Below are 16,124 nucleotides of genomic sequence, written 5' to 3' on the forward strand. Positions count from 1 at the left end.
GTTTTATTCCCAGAAGAAATTTAACGAAAGGACACAATGAATCCATGACAGAGATTCATTGAAAATCTTGCCAAAAGAAAAAACAAAGACAAATTGACAGAGATGTACCCTTTATAGGCTGATAGTACCTTGGAATACTTGTACCGCTGGACCTATGAGATGAATGTTGGTGAAACCGCCATTTTTCTTCTCGAACTGCACTTGTAGATTACCTCCTTTGGATTGCACATGGATGGGACTCATCAAGCCTTTGTCTGCCGCGGCTAAACAAGACGCTGTGATTCCTGTGCCGCATGACAATGTTTCATCCTCCACTCCTCTTTCGTAGGTGCGGACAAAAACCTGATGCTGGTTGATCACTTCTACAAAATTCACATTGGTGCCGTGGGGCTTGTATTGCTCAGAATATCGGATGGTCGCTCCTTGCTTTACCACGGGAGACTCTTCTACTCGTTCTACAAAAATGATGTGGTGGGGCGAGCCATTGTTGAGGAAATAATGATCTTCAAACTTAGCTGGAGCTGCCTGATCTTTCATTTTCAAATGGACAATCTCCTCTTTGATTTGAGCAGAGTACTCACCGTCTATTGTTTGAAAATTAGTGCTATCGGAGATGATACCTAGGAACTTGGCAAAGTTCACCGCACAGCGACTGCCATTGCCACAAAGACTTTTGCTGCCATCGGCATTGAAATAAACCATTTCAAAATCCAAATTCGGGTGATTCTCAATGAGAATCAGACCATCTGCCCCAATCCCCGTTCTACGATTGCATAAGGTCGCGATGTGCTCAATATCATGCGCAAAGACATTTTCCCGGTTGTCTATCATGATGAAGTCATTGCCAGTGCCTTGGTATTTGTAGAAATTAATCGACATAGAAGAATGATAATCTAAGGTTGATACGATTTTAGACTAAGCTGGTTTGGACTATAAAAAAAGCCATTCATCTCATGATGAATGGCTTCAGATCTTTCAAGACTGAAGAATTATAGTTTATCCTTAATTCTAGCAGCTTTACCTTTTCTTCCTCTTAGGTAATAAAGTTTCGCTCTTCTCACTTTACCTTTTCTCAATACCTCGATCTTGTCGATGTTTGGTGAAGCTAATGGGAAAATTCTTTCTACAGCGATCCCGTTAGAGATTTTTCTTACAGTGAAAGTCTCACCAGTCGTGTTAGAATTTTTTCTCTGCATGACTGTTCCTTGGAACTGCTGGATTCTTTCTTTAGTCCCTTCAGTGATTTTCACGTGAATATTAACGGTATCACCAGGGCCGAACGAAGGAGCTGACTCTCTTCTTTCTTTATATTCTTCTTCGATAAGTTTTATTAACTCGCTCATTATATTAGCTTTTATGCCTTCTCAAAATTCGGACTGCAAATATAGGAAATATTATTTTTAAATTAAATCATGGATTCAAATATAATTCATTGAATCTCTGATCTTTTTTACCTGATCAGTTAGTTATTACTTTCATCTCCTAATAAATCAGGTCGTTTTTGTCTGGTACGCTTCACGGCTTGATCAAATCTCCAATCATTGATTTTGGCCTCATGGCCTGATGTCAAGACCTCTGGTACAGCCCACCCCTTGTAATCCGCAGGTCTAGTATAGACTGGCGGGGCAACAAGATTGTCCTGAAACGAATCCGTCAATGCTGATGTCTCGTCATTCATCACTCCTGGAAGCAATCGAATAATCGAGTCTGCAACCACTGCAGCGGCCAACTCACCTCCTGTCAACACATAGTTGCCAATACTGATCTCTCTTGTCACCAGATGCTCCCTCACTCTCTCGTCCACACCTTTGTAATGTCCACAGAGCAAGATCATGTTCTGATGCAAACTCAACTCATTGGAAATACCCTGAGATAGCAACTCGCCATCTGGACTCATATATATGATATCATCATAGCTTCTCTCTGCCTTGAGTTTCGAAATGCATTTGTCTATCGGTTCTATCATCAACACCATACCTGCTCCGCCGCCAAAAGCATAATCATCGATTTGATTATGCTTGTTGACTGCATAGTCTCTCAGATTATGAATATGGATTTGTGCAAGGCCTTTGTCCTCAGCACGCTTGAGTATGCTTTGATCCACAGTACCCTTGAACATCTCTGGTAGACAGGTAATAATATCAATTCTCATTGTCTTCTAGATATACATCTATGAGCCCTTCGGGCAAATTGGCATGAATTAACTTTTGGTCAAAATCCACAGACAGAATGATTTCATCGTTGATTGGAATCATGACTTCATGGCCCATATGTGTCAAAGAAATTAGGTTTTGAGGAGCGATTTCGTACACGCTATCTACAATCCCTATTTCTTTGCCCTCATCCAATAGCATCAATCCGACCAGTTGATGGAAATAATACTCGCCATCCTCAAGAGGAGGGAGATTATCCAACGGAAGATGCAATTCACAACCTACCAATTTCTCGGCATCTTCTAGTGCATTGACATCCTCAAACTTGGTGATTGACTTTCTTGGGTTGACCTGTATGTATTCCAAAAAAAATGGAACCAGTGTATTGCCTTGTTTCACAAACACTGATTCCAAATCTTGATAATCGTAAGGATCGTCCACATCCAAAAAAATCTGGATTTCACCCTTCAATCCGTGAGTCTTGATCACATAGCCTAACTGGTAGCAATCGTCGACTCTCATAAAACCTTATTCAGCTGCTTTTTCTTCTTCCGCTGCTGGGGCTTCTTCAGTAGTCTCAGCTACAGGTGCTTCTTCAGTGGCCTCCGCCGCTGGTGCTTCTTCAACCTCAGCCACTTCTTCCACTACGACTTGCTTTTTAGCAATCTCCTCGGCTCTAGCTGCGTTTACTTTAGCTTCTGCTTCCAATCTTGCCTTTCTATCAGCTGCCTGATTTTTAGCTAGATCATCTGCAGTACCTTTTACTTTAGACTCTTTTTCACTCCACCATGCATCAAATTTAGCATCTGCTGCTTCCTGAGTAATAGCTCCTTTGTTCACACCAACTTGCAAATGCTTTCTGAACATTACACCTTGATCTGAAAGGATTTTTTTGGCCGTTTCTGTTGGGATCGCACCATTCAAAACCCATTGAGTAGCACTTTCAATATTGATATTGACGTATGCTGGGTTTTGATTTGGGTTGAAAGTACCCAACTTCTCGATAAATTTACCATCACGTGGTGCTCGAGCGTCCGCTACAACTACGTCGTAGATCGGTTGTTTTTTTCGGCCTCTTCTGGCCAATCTGATTTTTACTGCCATTGTATTTAATGTTAAATGATCGCGGATCGCGTCCGCATTTATTTAAAAAAGTCCGCAAATATAGATTATTTATTTCTGAGAAGTAAATGATATACACTGAATTATATCAACCAGACCAGAAAACAGGATAAAGTATTCACTTGCAAAAAGTCTCATTGAGTTGGCCATAGAAGCCCATTTGGAATTTTAAATCATATATCTTAAAAATAATTGCCTTTACAACATGTTTTATTTTTACCTTATCAAGCGGGTATCTTGCTCCCACAGGGTCATTTGCAGGTTAAAACCTTTTCAAATTTCAATTTTAGACTATTATTCGATAAAGCGAATATACGGTTTTCAAATAAAAATAATAGCTTATATATTTGTCCCCGTTAAATCTAAATTGATGTGATGGACAAATTTACTTATATCGCAAACGCACATACCAATGTGATCGACGATATGTACCAATCGTATAAAGAAAACCCTGAGTCTGTTGATATTACTTGGCAGCGTTTTTTTGAAGGGTACGACTTCTCTCTAGCCAAATTTGGAGAGAATGGAGCAACAGCAGCATCTCCTGCTACTACCAGTACTTCTGCAGCTATTTCTAACAAAGAAATAGCCGTAAGAGATCTCATACATGCATATAGATCAAGAGGTCACTTAAAATCTACCACCAACCCAGTCAGAGAAAGAAAGGATAGAACGGCCTTGCTGGAAATCGAAGATTTCGGTTTGACATCTGCTGATTTGGACACAGAATTTGAATGTGGCAATTTGATCGGAATTGGCAAAGCACCCTTGAGGAAGATTGTAGCTTCGCTACAAGAAATCTACACTGGTTCTGTTGGGTTTGAGTACATGTACATCCGCAAGCCAGAAATCGTAGATTGGTTCAAAGAAAAAATAGAAAGAGAGGCATTGCAATACAATCCTCCTATCGAAGAGAAAAAACAAATCCTATCCAAACTCAATGAGGCGGTAGCATTTGAAAACTTCCTACATACCAAATACCTCGGTCAAAAAAGATTCTCACTAGAAGGTGGTGAGACCACAATCCCTGCTATGGACGCACTCATTACTAAAAGTGCAGAACTGGGAGTAGAAGAAGTGGTCATCGGTATGGCTCACCGTGGTAGATTGAATGTCCTAGTAAATATCATGGGCAAAACCTACGAACAGGTCTTCAACGAATTTGAAGGATCATTCGCTCCAGATCAGACGATGGGTGATGGTGACGTAAAATACCATATGGGGTTCTCGTCTCAAGTGGTGACCCCATCAGGGCATGAGGTCAATCTAAAATTGGCTCCAAACCCATCTCACCTCGAAGCTGTAAATCCAGTAGTAGAAGGTTTTGTCAGATCCAAAATTGACAACCTATACCTAGACAGTAAAAAGGCAATGCCTATTCTGATCCATGGTGATGCTGCTCTTGCTGGTCAGGGTATCGGTTATGAATTGATCCAGATGTCCAAATTAGACGCCTATGCAACAGGCGGTACCATTCATTTCATCATCAACAACCAAGTAGGTTTCACGACTGACTTTGATGAGGCTAGATCGAGTATATACTGTACTGATTTGGCTAAAACTGTGGATGCACCAGTGCTGCACGTCAATGGTGACAAACCTGAGGCAGTGGTGTTCTGTATGAAAATGGCTGCAGAATACAGACAAAAATTCCAAGGAGATATATTCATTGACATGGTATGCTACAGACGTCATGGACACAATGAAGCGGATGAACCTAAGTTTACTCAGCCCTCTCTCTATAATATTATATCCAAACATGCCAACCCAAGAGAAATCTACAACAAATCTCTCATCGAAAGAGGTGATGTTGATGCAAGTCTGGCTGTGAAAATGGACACGGAATTTAAGGAATTGCTCCAAGACCGACTCAACATGGTCAAGCAGGAAAAATTGCCTTATGTTCTTCAAGAAACTGAAAAGGAGTTCTCAGAAATGAGATTGTCCCGACCAGAAGATTTTGATGTGTCACCAGATACGGCCATCAGCCAAGATTATATCAACAAAGTTGGTAAAGCGTTGAGTGCTGTTCCTAAAGGTTTTAAACCAATCAAGCAGATCGAAAAAGTGCTAAAACAGCGCAAGGAAATGTTCTTTGACAAGAAGGAACTCAACTGGGCTTCTGCTGAACTTCTGGCTTACGGTTCGTTGCAATTGGATGGCAAGGTAGTAAGAATGTCAGGACAAGATTGTAAGAGAGGCACTTTCTCTCACCGTCATGCAGTGGTGAGAGACATGAACACCAATGCCCCTTATAGCTTCTTGGATCATATAGAAGGATCGGAGAGAAAATTCAATATCTTCAATTCACATTTATCCGAGTTTGGAGTTTTGGGTTTTGAATTTGGTTATGCCATGGCAGATCCAAATGCGGTAGTTATTTGGGAAGCACAATTTGGTGATTTTGCCAATGGTGCTCAAGTCATGATCGACCAGTTCATTTCTTGCTCTTATACAAAATGGAGAAGAATGAACAGCCTAGTAATGTTATTGCCGCATGGCTATGAAGGCCAAGGGCCAGAGCACTCCAATGCGCGACCAGAAAGATATTTGCAGCTGGCGTCTGGAAACAACATGTATATCTGTAACTTGACCAAGCCGTCAAATTACTTCCACATGATCAGAAGACAAATGGCACTGCCATTTAGAATGCCGTGTATCTTGATGTCGCCTAAATCATTGTTTAGACATCCTTTGGTCGTGTCTCCTTTGGAAGAATTCACTAATAGTAGATTCCAAGAGGTGATTGGGGACGATTACGCAGATGCCAAAAAAGTCTCAAAAGTCTTGCTATGTACGGGTAAAGTTTACTTTGACTTGCTCGAAAAACAGCAAAAAGACAAGAGAAAGGATGTGGCAATCATCAGAGTTGAGCAATTGCATCCATTCCCTAAAAAACAAGTGATGGCAGAGCTAGACAAATACAAGGTGGACATGGTACACTGGGTACAAGAAGAACCAGAAAACATGGGCGCTTGGTCATTTATGTTGAGGACGTTTAGAGAAGTGAAGAAAGACGTGATTTCTAGAAAATCCGCTGCTTCTCCAGCAACTGGATACTCCAAAGTACACAAACAAGAGCAGGAAGACATCATGAATGCTGCCTTCGCCTAATTAAATAGAGTTTTAAAAAAATTGAAAACATAGAAATATGATTGAGGTTAAAATACCAACAGTTGGAGAGTCGATCACGGAAGTGACTATTTCCCAATGGACCAAAAAGGACGGTGACTATGTCGAAATGGACGAAGTGATCTGTGAATTGGAATCTGACAAGGCTACTTTTGAGTTGAACGCTGAAGCGGCAGGTACGCTAAGCATCAAAGTAGAAGAAGGCGAGACCATCGAAATCGGCACCATAGTATGTACCATAGATGAAAGTGGAAGCCAAGGCAAATCTACCAAGGCCGCTGAAGCAGCTCCTGCAGCAAAAAGTGCTGAAAAAAGCAAACCATCATCTGGTGGAGGCAAAACTGGTGAAATTTACACCATGATTGTACCTACTGTGGGGGAATCGATTACAGAAGTGACCGTTGGCTCATGGGTGAAACAAGATGGCGACATGGTGGAATTGGACGAAATCATCGCTGAAATCGAATCTGACAAGGCAACCTTCGAATTGACTGCTGAGGCAAGAGGCATCTTGCAGATCGTGGCTCAAGAAGGTGATACCATCGAGATTGGTGGCGAAATCTGCAAAATAGAAGTGATAGAAGGCGATGCACCTGTAGCAAAAGCTGAAACAAGTTCTGCTCCTGCTGCCAGTACGGGGGGTAATTACGCAGAAGGTCACGCTTCTCCTGCAGCGGCCAAAATTTTGGCTGAAAAAGGAATCGATGCTAAGGGAATCAAAGGCACTGGCGTAGATGGCAGAATCACCAAAGAAGATGCACTTGCTGCTCAAAAATCTAAACCAGCAGCTGCTCCAGCAAAACCTGCTGCTGCAGAAGCCAAAGCAGCTGCTGCTCCATCTTTTGGTGTAAGCCGTGAGCAAACAAGAAAAAAATTGACTCCTTTGAGAAAGACTGTTTCTCGTCGATTGGTGTCTGTGAAAAATGAAACGGCAATGTTGACTACTTTCAACGAAGTAGACATGAAGCCTATCATGGATCTCCGTAAGAAGTACAAGGACGCATTCAAAGACAAATACGAAGTAGGTCTTGGATTCATGTCTTTCTTCATCAAAGCATCATGTATGGCGCTACAGGAATGGCCTGCAGTCAATGCCCAAATCGATGGAGACGAGATCGTGTACAATGACTACTGTGACGTATCTATCGCTGTATCAGCACCGAAAGGATTGGTGGTACCAGTGATCAGAAATGCAGAGTCTTTGTCCTTCAATCAGATTGAGAGCGAAGTGGTAAGATTGGCAGTCAAAGCAAGAGACAACAAGCTCAGCATCGACGAGATGCAGGGTGGTACCTTCACCGTGACCAACGGCGGTATCTTCGGTTCTATGCTCTCAACTCCGATCATCAATGCGCCACAAGCAGCGATACTAGGCATGCACAACATCGTAGAGAGACCTGTAGCGATCAACGGACAAGTGGAGATCAGACCGATCATGTACTTGGCACTGTCCTACGACCACAGAATCATCGATGGACGCGAGTCCGTCAGCTTCTTAGTTAGAGTGAAGCAGTTGTTGGAAGATCCAGCTAGGTTGATGCTTGGCATATAAGTATTGAGATTTGAGTATTGTGTATTGAGATTAGTTATGTATTGGGATAACGTATTGATGTTGTTATCTTAACTCTTGAAACCAAATCTAATTTTATGCACAATTACAAGGAACTCAATGTATGGAAGAAGTCTGTTGATTTAGCAGTTAAGGTTTATCAAGAGACTTCTTCATTTCCATCAGATGAGAAGTATGGTATGACGAGTCAAATAAGAAGGTGTTCTGTATCCATTTCTTCTAATATTGCTGAGGGATCAGGAAGATCCACAGACAAAGATTTCAATCTTTTCTTGGGATACTCCTACGGAAGCTCATGTGAACTAGAAACTCAATTGATAGTTTCTAATCGAGTTGGTTTGCTGGGGGATGATAAATTCAAGGGATTAAATAATGACATTCAGGAAATCCAAAAAATGCTTTTTAGCCTAAGGAATTCCTTAAAATAATAAAGAGTAGCAGAGTGTCTCAATACTCAATACTCAGTACTCAATACTAAAAAAATGAAATACGACGTAACCGTAATCGGATCGGGTCCTGGTGGATATGTTGCAGCCATCAGAGCGGCACAATTAGGATTCAAAGTAGCTATTGTAGAAAAATACAGCACCTTGGGTGGTACATGTCTCAACGTGGGATGTATTCCTTCTAAGGCATTGTTGGATTCTTCTGAGCATTTTCACAATGCACAGCATACCTTCAAAGAGCATGGTATTGACATTCCTGCTCCAAAAGTGAATTTCACACAGATGATTGCCCGCAAGGGGGATGTCGTGAAACAAAACGTGGAAGGCATTGCCTACTTGATGAAAAAGAACAAGATCGATGTGTTTACCGGTCACGGTTCTTTTGTCAATAAAAACACAATCAAAGTCGCAGGAGAGAAAAACGAAGAAATCTCTACAGATAAAGTGATCATCGCGACAGGTTCAAAACCTTCTTCTTTGCCTTTTATCAAAATTGATAAGAAGAGAATCATCACCAGCACAGAGGCCTTGGTGATGAAAGAGATACCAAAGCACTTGGTTATCATCGGTGGTGGTGTGATTGGATTGGAGTTGGGTTCGGTCTATGCGAGATTGGGAGCTGAGGTTTCGGTGGTGGAGTATTTCGATAGAATCATTCCAGGCATGGACGGTACCATGTCTAAAGAATTGACCAAGTCCTTGAAGAAACTCGGCATGAACTTCTACCTCAAGCACAAGGTGACTAGCGTAGAAGCCAAAGACAAAGAAGTAATCGTCAAAGCTGACACACCAAAAGGAGAAGTCTTGGAGCTCAAAGGAGATTACTGTTTGGTATCAGTAGGCAGACGCGCATATACGGACAACTTGGCTCTAGAGAATGTAGGCATCCAAACCGACAAAGCAGGTAGAATCGAAACCGACGCTCACCTGAGAACGAGCGTAGACAACATCTATGCGATCGGTGACGTGGTGAAAGGTGCCATGTTGGCTCACAAGGCTGAGGAAGAAGGCGTATTCGTCGCAGAGACGATGGCTGGTCAGAAGCCACACATCAACTACAACTTGATCCCTGGTGTCGTGTACACATGGCCAGAGGTAGCAGGTGTAGGACAGACCGAGGAGCAACTCAAAGAAGCGGGTGTGGCATACAAGACTGGTTCGTTCCCGTACAAAGCACTGGGAAGAGCGAGAGCAAGTATGGATACCGATGGCTTGGTCAAGGTCTTGGCAGATAAAACTACCGACGAAATTTTAGGTCTGCACATCATCGGTGCGAGAGCTGCAGATATGATTGCTGCGGGCGTCACTGCGATGGAGTTCAGAGCATCTGCAGAGGACGTATCGCGCATGTCGCATGCACACCCGACCTATATGGAGGCAGTCAAAGAAGCCTGCCTAGCAGCTACCGAAGACAGACCGATCCACATGTAAGAATTAGGTTTGAAACAAGTAGAAGCCCTTGTCCAGCAATTGGTCAAGGGCTTTTTATTTTCCATTCTAGATTTTTTGTCTAATGTCTAAAATTATTTCCCAATAGAACCCATCACACGGCTCATGAAGCCATTGAGGGCGTCTTTCTCTGGAGTACCTGATTTGATTTCTTTGTTGACCTCTAGGGCACCATACATGTTGGACAATAGCTCGGCGATCACTTCTACTTCTTCGTCTTTGATTCCTTTGGCATCTGCCATGTGCTCTAGAAAATCGATGGTCTCGTGCACCCAATCCTCGTCATGTTCGTGGATGAAGGCCAGGGTATGCTTGATGATAGGTAATTTCATATCTGTAGTTCTTTATTTTGATTCTAGTGATGTCGCAATATTAGGCATCTCTTGCAGTGTGTAGGAGATATTTTCATCAATAAAATTAATCATGCCATAGGTAATCATCGAGGACTTCAGCAGGTCAGCATATCATCATAGGGGGAAATCTACTGGATATAGAGAAGTGTTTACCTCTGCTGTACAAATCATGTCACGCCTTGTGCCGAGAAAGCTAAACATAAGCCAATCTGCCTACTAGGTCCGACTATCTGGACTTGCAACAAAAAAATGGACAAATAGTTAAGCGCATTTTGAATAATTATCTTTCCCAAATTCATTGGGTGTTTATAGCCTAGATAGGCATGTTTCCTTTTTCTATTGTACCAAACTTCAATGAATTCAAATATTTGAGTTTTAGCTTGAAGGATACTGTAGTAATTGACATGGCTGACCATTTCAGACTTGAGTATTTCGAAAAAGCTTTCAGCAACAGCCCCCCTACTCAGCCATACACATTATTCACTTGGTATTTGATTTTCAAAGGAGCTCATGAAATCGCAGGTTCGGCAAAGCCAATGCCTCGCATTTGCCAAATCACTCAAGGCAAGTATACAAATGCTTAAAATATTCTACCCCGTCAATTCAATCCTCCCCAACTAAATAATCCAAAGCTGCCGATTTAGTATCAAAGGGCTGCATGCCCTTTGCGCTACTGAGGGCATTGTATCCATTGAGTAGGATTCGTTTGATACCACTGATACCGATTGCGGCACTTTTGGTGGTTTTGGTTTGGTAGATTTTGTCTCTGCTTTCTTTAGCCAGTCTCATATACTCCGAACTGCCATGAGCATGTGTGTAGTCAAACAGGATCAGCAGGTGCTTGTCAGGCTGTGCCAAGAGATAATCCGTACTCTGCACAACCATATCCAGCATGTCCTGTTTGTTGCGACAACCTTCGTAATCTACGAATATAATTTTCTTTCCTTGGTGGGTGATTTGTGTGATAGGCATAAGTCAGGTTTTTTTGATAAATAAGAATTTAACAAAAAAATAGACAAATGCATTTGAAGGAATAAAGAATAATGTAGACCATGCTTGTTGCTCATGTACAGTCGACCGCATTTAACCACCCACAACCTCACCCCCGTTGACATGGATAATCTGCCCAGTGATGTAGGTACTGTCCTCAGATGCGAGGAACACATATGCCGGAGCTACCTCTGAGGGCTGTCCTGCTCGACCTAGAGGTGTATCTGATCCAAACTCACTGACATCATCAAAGGTGGCAGGAATCAGTGGTGTCCAAATAGGGCCAGGCGCCACGCCATTGACTAGTATACCTGATGGTGCTAGATTCTTTGCTAGAGATCGTGTGAAGGATACAATTGCTCCTTTGGTCGAGGCATAATCTATGAGGTGGTCGCTGCCTCTATATGCTGTGACGGAAGTAGTATTGATCACACGATCTCCCTTATGCATATGTGGCAAGGCAAGCTGAGTCATGTAAATAAACGAGAAGATATTGGTCTGGAAAGTTTCTACCATATGATCCTGACTCACGTCTTGTAAAGTATCCTCAGGAAACTGCACAGCTGCATTGTTGACTAGAATATTGATTTTCCCGAACTTGGCTATCACCTCTTGAATGCATTTTTTACAAAAAGATTTGTCTTTGACATCCCCCCGCAGCAATATGCACACACCTCCCAATGACTCCACCAGAGTACTTGTTTCCTCGGCATCTTCATCCTCATTGTAATAGACGATGGCAACACTGGCACCTTCTGCAGCATAATGCATGGCTATAGACCTACCTATTCCGCTATCCCCTCCAGTGATGATGGCCACTTTGCCTCTCAGTTTACCACTAGGTATGTATTCTGTCCGCATGGTTTCAGGTTGAGGTCTCATTCGTTTCTCTTCGCCTGGTTGCTTCTTTTGAGATTGATCTGGAAATTGAGCTGATGTCATGATTAGATAGTTTTAGTGATCAATAGATTGCTTGAACCATGTTGCATGAACCTTGCCAACTGAATTCTGACAATTTCAGCAATATTTACTCAATACATCGTAGAAGATAGACCCCTTGTTGGGGATTTTTGTCACCATGCAATACGAGCTAATCTACTCTCTACAGAAGACTGTTCTATCTCATTTATGATATACACGCCTTTCACTTATGCCATATATCATAAAGTACAATGTCTTGTGACAGACTATCAAAAACACATCCTATTTACCTTGAAAGCCACTTTCTATTGACCTACATTGAAATATAGTTCACCAAGAAAATCATACAGTTCACCGATTCTTGTTTTAAGAAATTGATTTGGGATAGTATCATTGCATTGTAGTCAAACGGTAAAAGAGAAGAGAAAAGTTGGAGTTGATTACAAGAGAAAAGGGAAACCTACTCAACCAAAATAGAATAGTAATTTAGTCTTTCATAATCATGCTTAAGCTGCTGATCCAGACGGGATGAGCAGCTTTTTTTGTACCCTCCTCGACGTACTAGATACGACAACACTCAAAACGTCTCTCCAAAAGATGAGTTTGACACCCAAGATTCAACATCGTCAATTCAAGAATTTATACCTAAACTCTTCAAACAATTATTCCTTCACTTCACCTAAATAATTATGCAGTTCACCGATTTCAACTTTAGAAATATACACTGCATGCATATCATTGCATTGTAGTTAAACAGGTAGTGAAGTAAGAACAGGAAAAATTAACTACATGAGCTGAGGCAACTCGCTCCACCAAAATAGAATAGTAATTTAGTCTTTCATAATCATGCTTAAGCTGCTGATCCGGACGGGATGAGCAGCTTTTTTTTGCGCCCTTGCGTACTAGCTGCATTCGTAAAGCGCAAGGCTTTTCTGATAACAACCCGAAAATGATTTGTGTGTTGCAAATCTGGAATCACTGCACATGAAAATTACTCGAAAACTCTTCAAACAATTATTCCTTCACTTCACCTGAATAATAATACAGTTCACCGATTTCAACTTTAGAAATATACGCTGCGTGCATATCATTGCATTGTAGTTGATCAGGTAGCGAAGTAGAAACAAGAGAAATTAACTACATGAGCTGAGGTAACTCGCTCCGCCAAAATAGAATAGTAATTTAGTCTTTCATAATCATGCTTAAGCTGCTGATCCGGACGGGATGAGCAGCTTTTTTTATGCCCTTACCAAAATAAGTCCCCCCACGGAATCCGTCCAATTGTTGGGCCAAGTGATAACCCTAATAGATGACAGGTTTTGAACTGTCACCTCCAAATACAGTCAAATCCAAGAATAGTTCTATTTGTTCAAATAATTTATCCTTCATTTCACCCAAAAAAAATTAAAGCTCACCGATTTTGGGTTTCAGACTCACTATAGTCCCCGTAATCTTGTATCGTAATCAATTTCAAAATTAAATATTGAACCCATGAAAACTACATTTAAAACAATTGCAATTGCAGTGATGGTAGCCATGTCTACTCTTTCATTTGCAGGTAAGAATGGAGAAAAAGCTGAAAAAGCAGTAAGTGCTGAATTGGCTGTAAGAATTGTGGCTGTAGACGAAGCTAGTGTCGCAGTAATATTCGCTAAACTAGAAGGCGAAGAAGTAAAGGTTAAGATCTACGATGCATACGGTGCATTGGTACATACTGAAAAGGAAACAGAAGGCACGAGCTTCACTAAAAAGTTTGACATCTCTGCTTTGCCTGCAGGAGACTACACATACATGGTTGCTAACGACCTGTATTCTGTAAAGAAAGTAATTGCTAAAAATTAATTCCCTTTTAGCCAAAAGAATAAGACCCTGAGCAGTTAACTGCTCAGGGTTTTTTGTGCATTACCTATTTTTATATTAGTAATTATGCACGTACTTCGTGTATCATACAATTGCATTGATGTCAGATTTTTTGAGAGTGTTTAGATGGTCTAGGGTTAATTGGTGGAGATGGTTGAGTGTCGTATTTATGGGTGCGGGTATTCGACTGTTCATCGATATTATTTACAGTGTATTTTATTCAGATTTACCCATCTTCCTAGAGTTGAATGAGTATCTATATGCCATCATACTTGCACTTTTCGTGCTGGAGGGTATTCGATTCATCAACCGACTACTAGACAAGGTTCGTCCCTGGGAGCAAGGAGCCAAGAGCCGATTCATTATTCAACTATCTTCCAATACCATCTACGCTTTCGCTATCATTGCGTTTTTTGGTGCGTACTTATACCAATTCATCAATGAGCATCATTCTAGACCTCTATTTGATGATATAGTAGTGATCTCCACTGCATCATCTTTGACTATTTTGGTAGTATCAATTGAGATGGGCATGTTTTTTCTCAACAAGTGGAAAGTATCTATGATAGAAATCGAGCGATTCAAAAAAGAAGGATTGGAGTTTAGACATGAAATGTTGAAAACACAGGTGAACCCTCATTTTTTGTTCAATAGTCTCAACACCTTGTCTTCTTTGGTATATTCGGATCCCAATACAGCCTATAGTTTCATTCGCAAATTGTCCAACGTCTATAGGAATGTGTTGGAGCATCGCAACAAAGGTCTGGTAAGCATCAAAGAAGAACTGGAATCCATAGAATCTTACGTAGAACTAATCCGTATGAGATTTGGTGAAAAACTGATCATCACGATAGACCCGATGAAAGAAGTAGAAGACTGGCAAGTGCCACCATTGATTTTTCAGTTGCTCATCGAAAACGCTATTAAACACAATGTCGTATCTACCAAGTATCCTTTGTCTATTTGGGTCTACCACGAAGGAGATCAGATTGTCATCAAGAATAGTTTGAGATTAAAATCCTCCAAGGGATATTCATCCAAAATAGGATTGGACAACATCATCAGTCACTATGACATTGTAACTGATAAAAATGTAGAAATAAAGCAGACAGAAGAACATTTTATTGTATTATTACCATTATTAAGCCCTGATTATGAAGGTATTGATTATAGAGGATGAAAAATTCGCCCAAGAAGAATTGAAAAGATTGCTGGCGGAGACATCTTATGACATAGAAGTTTTAGCCTGTTTTGAGTCTATCGAAGAAACGGTAGAATGGTACGAAGAAAATGACGAACCAGATTTGATCTTTATGGACATACAGTTGTCCGACGGATTGAGTTTTGAGATATTTCAGCAAGCAGAAGTGACCTGTCCCATTATTTTCACAACTGCTTTTGAAAACTACGCAATCAAGGCTTTCAAAGTCAATAGCATTGACTACCTACTCAAGCCTATCGAGAAGGACGATCTAGAAGCTGCTATCAAAAAGTACGATGACCTAAAAAACAACGCACCCCATTCAGCCGAAGAAGGTACCGTTTCGTTGAGTGTCGATCAGGTACAGCAGTTGCTCAAGTTGTCGGACGATCAAAAGGATTACAAAAAGAGATTTATCATCAAGTCTGGTGATAGAATGAGACATGTGTCCGTAGAGGACATCGCCTATTTTTTCGCAGAGGACGATTACACCTATTTGGTAGCCAAAGAAAATGCTAAATTCATTATTTCCTTCAAGCTCGACGAATTGGTCAAAATGCTGGATCCCAATGACTTTTTCCGTATCTCTAGGAAATACATCGTCAACATCCATTCGGTAAAATTGGTCAATAAATATTTCAACAGTAGACTAGAAGTAATTCTACAACCAGAGACCAAAGATCAAATTCTGATCAGTCGTGTGCGAGTCCCAGAGTTTTTGAACTGGCTGGAAAAGTAGTCAGGTTTCGACTCCCATCATTCGTGGCTATAATCATCGATGCAACAAATGAGACCTTAGATTTGGGGTCTCATTTGTCGTCATGCATCACTGCCTACAGTGTTTTTTGTCTTTCCTTCCTCTTTTACCTAGTTTCATACCTAGGGTTATCAATCGCCCGCTCATTTACATCTTGAATCCATCAACCA

General features: G+C 41.2%; 16 protein-coding genes. 7 read left to right on the forward strand and 9 right to left on the reverse strand.

Going from position 1 to position 16,124, the window contains the following annotated elements; translation table 11 throughout:
- Positions 1-111 precede the first annotated feature (111 nt).
- From dapF to N6H18_RS04065, 5 genes are all read right to left on the reverse strand, one after another.
- Positions 112-879 (reverse strand): diaminopimelate epimerase, encoded by a 768-nt coding sequence (gene dapF / locus N6H18_RS04045; RefSeq protein WP_262310553.1) that lies wholly within the window; start codon positions 877-879, stop codon positions 112-114.
- Positions 880-989: 110 nt separating this feature from the next.
- Positions 990-1,343, reverse strand: coding sequence for a 50S ribosomal protein L19 (gene rplS / locus N6H18_RS04050; RefSeq protein ID WP_262310554.1), 354 nt, complete (start codon positions 1,341-1,343; stop codon positions 990-992).
- A 119-nt stretch (positions 1,344-1,462) separates the two neighbouring features.
- Entirely contained in the window at positions 1,463-2,152 is a 690-nt protein-coding gene (gene trmD, locus N6H18_RS04055) for a tRNA (guanosine(37)-N1)-methyltransferase TrmD (protein ID WP_262310555.1), read from the reverse strand.
- Positions 2,142-2,675 carry a ribosome maturation factor RimM gene (rimM, locus tag N6H18_RS04060; RefSeq protein ID WP_262310556.1) on the reverse strand — a complete coding sequence of 178 codons (534 nt, stop codon included), beginning with the start codon at positions 2,673-2,675 and terminating at the stop codon, positions 2,142-2,144. Before rimM ends, trmD begins: the two co-directional genes overlap by 11 nt.
- 6 nt (positions 2,676-2,681) lie before the next feature.
- Positions 2,682-3,257, reverse strand: coding sequence for a 30S ribosomal protein S16 (locus N6H18_RS04065; protein ID WP_262310557.1), 576 nt, complete (start codon positions 3,255-3,257; stop codon positions 2,682-2,684).
- 393 nt (positions 3,258-3,650) lie between these two features.
- Between N6H18_RS04065 and N6H18_RS04070 the strand changes: the two genes are divergently transcribed.
- The 4 genes from N6H18_RS04070 to lpdA all read left to right on the forward strand — a co-directional run bounded on the left by N6H18_RS04070 (position 3,651) and on the right by lpdA (position 9,854).
- Complete coding sequence (locus N6H18_RS04070; protein ID WP_262310558.1) at positions 3,651-6,389, forward strand: 2-oxoglutarate dehydrogenase E1 component; 2,739 nt, start codon at positions 3,651-3,653, stop codon at positions 6,387-6,389.
- Positions 6,390-6,426: 37 nt separating this feature from the next.
- Positions 6,427-7,959 carry a 2-oxoglutarate dehydrogenase complex dihydrolipoyllysine-residue succinyltransferase gene (gene odhB / locus N6H18_RS04075; protein ID WP_262310559.1) on the forward strand — a complete coding sequence of 511 codons (1,533 nt, stop codon included), beginning with the start codon at positions 6,427-6,429 and terminating at the stop codon, positions 7,957-7,959.
- 95 nt (positions 7,960-8,054) lie between these two features.
- Positions 8,055-8,405 carry a four helix bundle protein gene (locus N6H18_RS04080; RefSeq protein WP_262310560.1) on the forward strand — a complete coding sequence of 117 codons (351 nt, stop codon included), beginning with the start codon at positions 8,055-8,057 and terminating at the stop codon, positions 8,403-8,405.
- Between the two features lie 54 nt (positions 8,406-8,459).
- Positions 8,460-9,854, forward strand: coding sequence for a dihydrolipoyl dehydrogenase (lpdA, locus tag N6H18_RS04085; RefSeq protein ID WP_262310561.1), 1,395 nt, complete (start codon positions 8,460-8,462; stop codon positions 9,852-9,854).
- A gap of 92 nt (positions 9,855-9,946) precedes the next feature.
- Here lpdA and N6H18_RS04090 read toward each other — a convergent pair whose 3' ends face one another.
- From N6H18_RS04090 to N6H18_RS04100, 4 genes are all read right to left on the reverse strand, one after another.
- On the reverse strand, positions 9,947-10,204 hold the full coding sequence (locus tag N6H18_RS04090) for a DUF6952 family protein (RefSeq protein ID WP_262310562.1): 258 nt from the start codon (positions 10,202-10,204) through the stop codon (positions 9,947-9,949).
- A 188-nt stretch (positions 10,205-10,392) separates the two neighbouring features.
- Positions 10,393-10,692, reverse strand: coding sequence for an IS3 family transposase (locus N6H18_RS18785; protein WP_407692839.1), 300 nt, complete (start codon positions 10,690-10,692; stop codon positions 10,393-10,395).
- Positions 10,693-10,828: 136 nt separating this feature from the next.
- Positions 10,829-11,197 (reverse strand): hypothetical protein, encoded by a 369-nt coding sequence (locus N6H18_RS04095; RefSeq protein WP_262310563.1) that lies wholly within the window; start codon positions 11,195-11,197, stop codon positions 10,829-10,831.
- Between the two features lie 111 nt (positions 11,198-11,308).
- Positions 11,309-12,157 carry an SDR family oxidoreductase gene (locus N6H18_RS04100; protein WP_262310564.1) on the reverse strand — a complete coding sequence of 283 codons (849 nt, stop codon included), beginning with the start codon at positions 12,155-12,157 and terminating at the stop codon, positions 11,309-11,311.
- 1,470 nt (positions 12,158-13,627) lie between these two features.
- On the opposite strand from N6H18_RS04100, the gene N6H18_RS04105 reads away from it, so the two are divergent.
- The 3 genes from N6H18_RS04105 to N6H18_RS04115 all read left to right on the forward strand — a co-directional run bounded on the left by N6H18_RS04105 (position 13,628) and on the right by N6H18_RS04115 (position 15,936).
- On the forward strand, positions 13,628-13,978 hold the full coding sequence (locus N6H18_RS04105) for a T9SS type A sorting domain-containing protein (RefSeq protein ID WP_262310565.1): 351 nt from the start codon (positions 13,628-13,630) through the stop codon (positions 13,976-13,978).
- A 118-nt stretch (positions 13,979-14,096) separates the two neighbouring features.
- Positions 14,097-15,176, forward strand: coding sequence for a sensor histidine kinase (locus N6H18_RS04110; protein WP_262310566.1), 1,080 nt, complete (start codon positions 14,097-14,099; stop codon positions 15,174-15,176).
- Positions 15,151-15,936, forward strand: coding sequence for a LytR/AlgR family response regulator transcription factor (locus tag N6H18_RS04115; RefSeq protein WP_262310567.1), 786 nt, complete (start codon positions 15,151-15,153; stop codon positions 15,934-15,936). Before N6H18_RS04110 ends, N6H18_RS04115 begins: the two co-directional genes overlap by 26 nt.
- Positions 15,937-16,124 lie beyond the last annotated feature (188 nt).

The organism is Reichenbachiella agarivorans (genome assembly GCF_025502585.1).
Lineage (GTDB): Bacteria > Bacteroidota > Bacteroidia > Cytophagales > Cyclobacteriaceae > Reichenbachiella > Reichenbachiella agarivorans.

Bases quoted from the DNA above. Each gene is read 5' to 3' on its own strand.
- N6H18_RS04110 (WP_262310566.1), top strand. From the start codon at position 14,097: ATGTCAGATTTTTTGAGAGTGTTTAGATGGTCTAGGGTTAATTGGTGG.
- N6H18_RS04095 (WP_262310563.1), bottom strand. From the start codon at position 11,197: ATGCCTATCACACAAATCACCCACCAAGGAAAGAAAATTATATTCGTA.
- rplS (WP_262310554.1), bottom strand. From the start codon at position 1,343: ATGAGCGAGTTAATAAAACTTATCGAAGAAGAATATAAAGAAAGAAGA.
- N6H18_RS04105 (WP_262310565.1), top strand. From the start codon at position 13,628: ATGAAAACTACATTTAAAACAATTGCAATTGCAGTGATGGTAGCCATG.
- N6H18_RS04080 (WP_262310560.1), top strand. From the start codon at position 8,055: ATGCACAATTACAAGGAACTCAATGTATGGAAGAAGTCTGTTGATTTA.
- N6H18_RS04065 (WP_262310557.1), bottom strand. From the start codon at position 3,257: ATGGCAGTAAAAATCAGATTGGCCAGAAGAGGCCGAAAAAAACAACCG.
- N6H18_RS04115 (WP_262310567.1), top strand. From the start codon at position 15,151: ATGAAGGTATTGATTATAGAGGATGAAAAATTCGCCCAAGAAGAATTG.
- odhB (WP_262310559.1), top strand. From the start codon at position 6,427: ATGATTGAGGTTAAAATACCAACAGTTGGAGAGTCGATCACGGAAGTG.
- N6H18_RS04090 (WP_262310562.1), bottom strand. From the start codon at position 10,204: ATGAAATTACCTATCATCAAGCATACCCTGGCCTTCATCCACGAACAT.
- N6H18_RS04070 (WP_262310558.1), top strand. From the start codon at position 3,651: ATGGACAAATTTACTTATATCGCAAACGCACATACCAATGTGATCGAC.
- lpdA (WP_262310561.1), top strand. From the start codon at position 8,460: ATGAAATACGACGTAACCGTAATCGGATCGGGTCCTGGTGGATATGTT.
- trmD (WP_262310555.1), bottom strand. From the start codon at position 2,152: ATGAGAATTGATATTATTACCTGTCTACCAGAGATGTTCAAGGGTACT.
- N6H18_RS04100 (WP_262310564.1), bottom strand. From the start codon at position 12,157: ATGACATCAGCTCAATTTCCAGATCAATCTCAAAAGAAGCAACCAGGC.
- rimM (WP_262310556.1), bottom strand. From the start codon at position 2,675: ATGAGAGTCGACGATTGCTACCAGTTAGGCTATGTGATCAAGACTCAC.
- dapF (WP_262310553.1), bottom strand. From the start codon at position 879: ATGTCGATTAATTTCTACAAATACCAAGGCACTGGCAATGACTTCATC.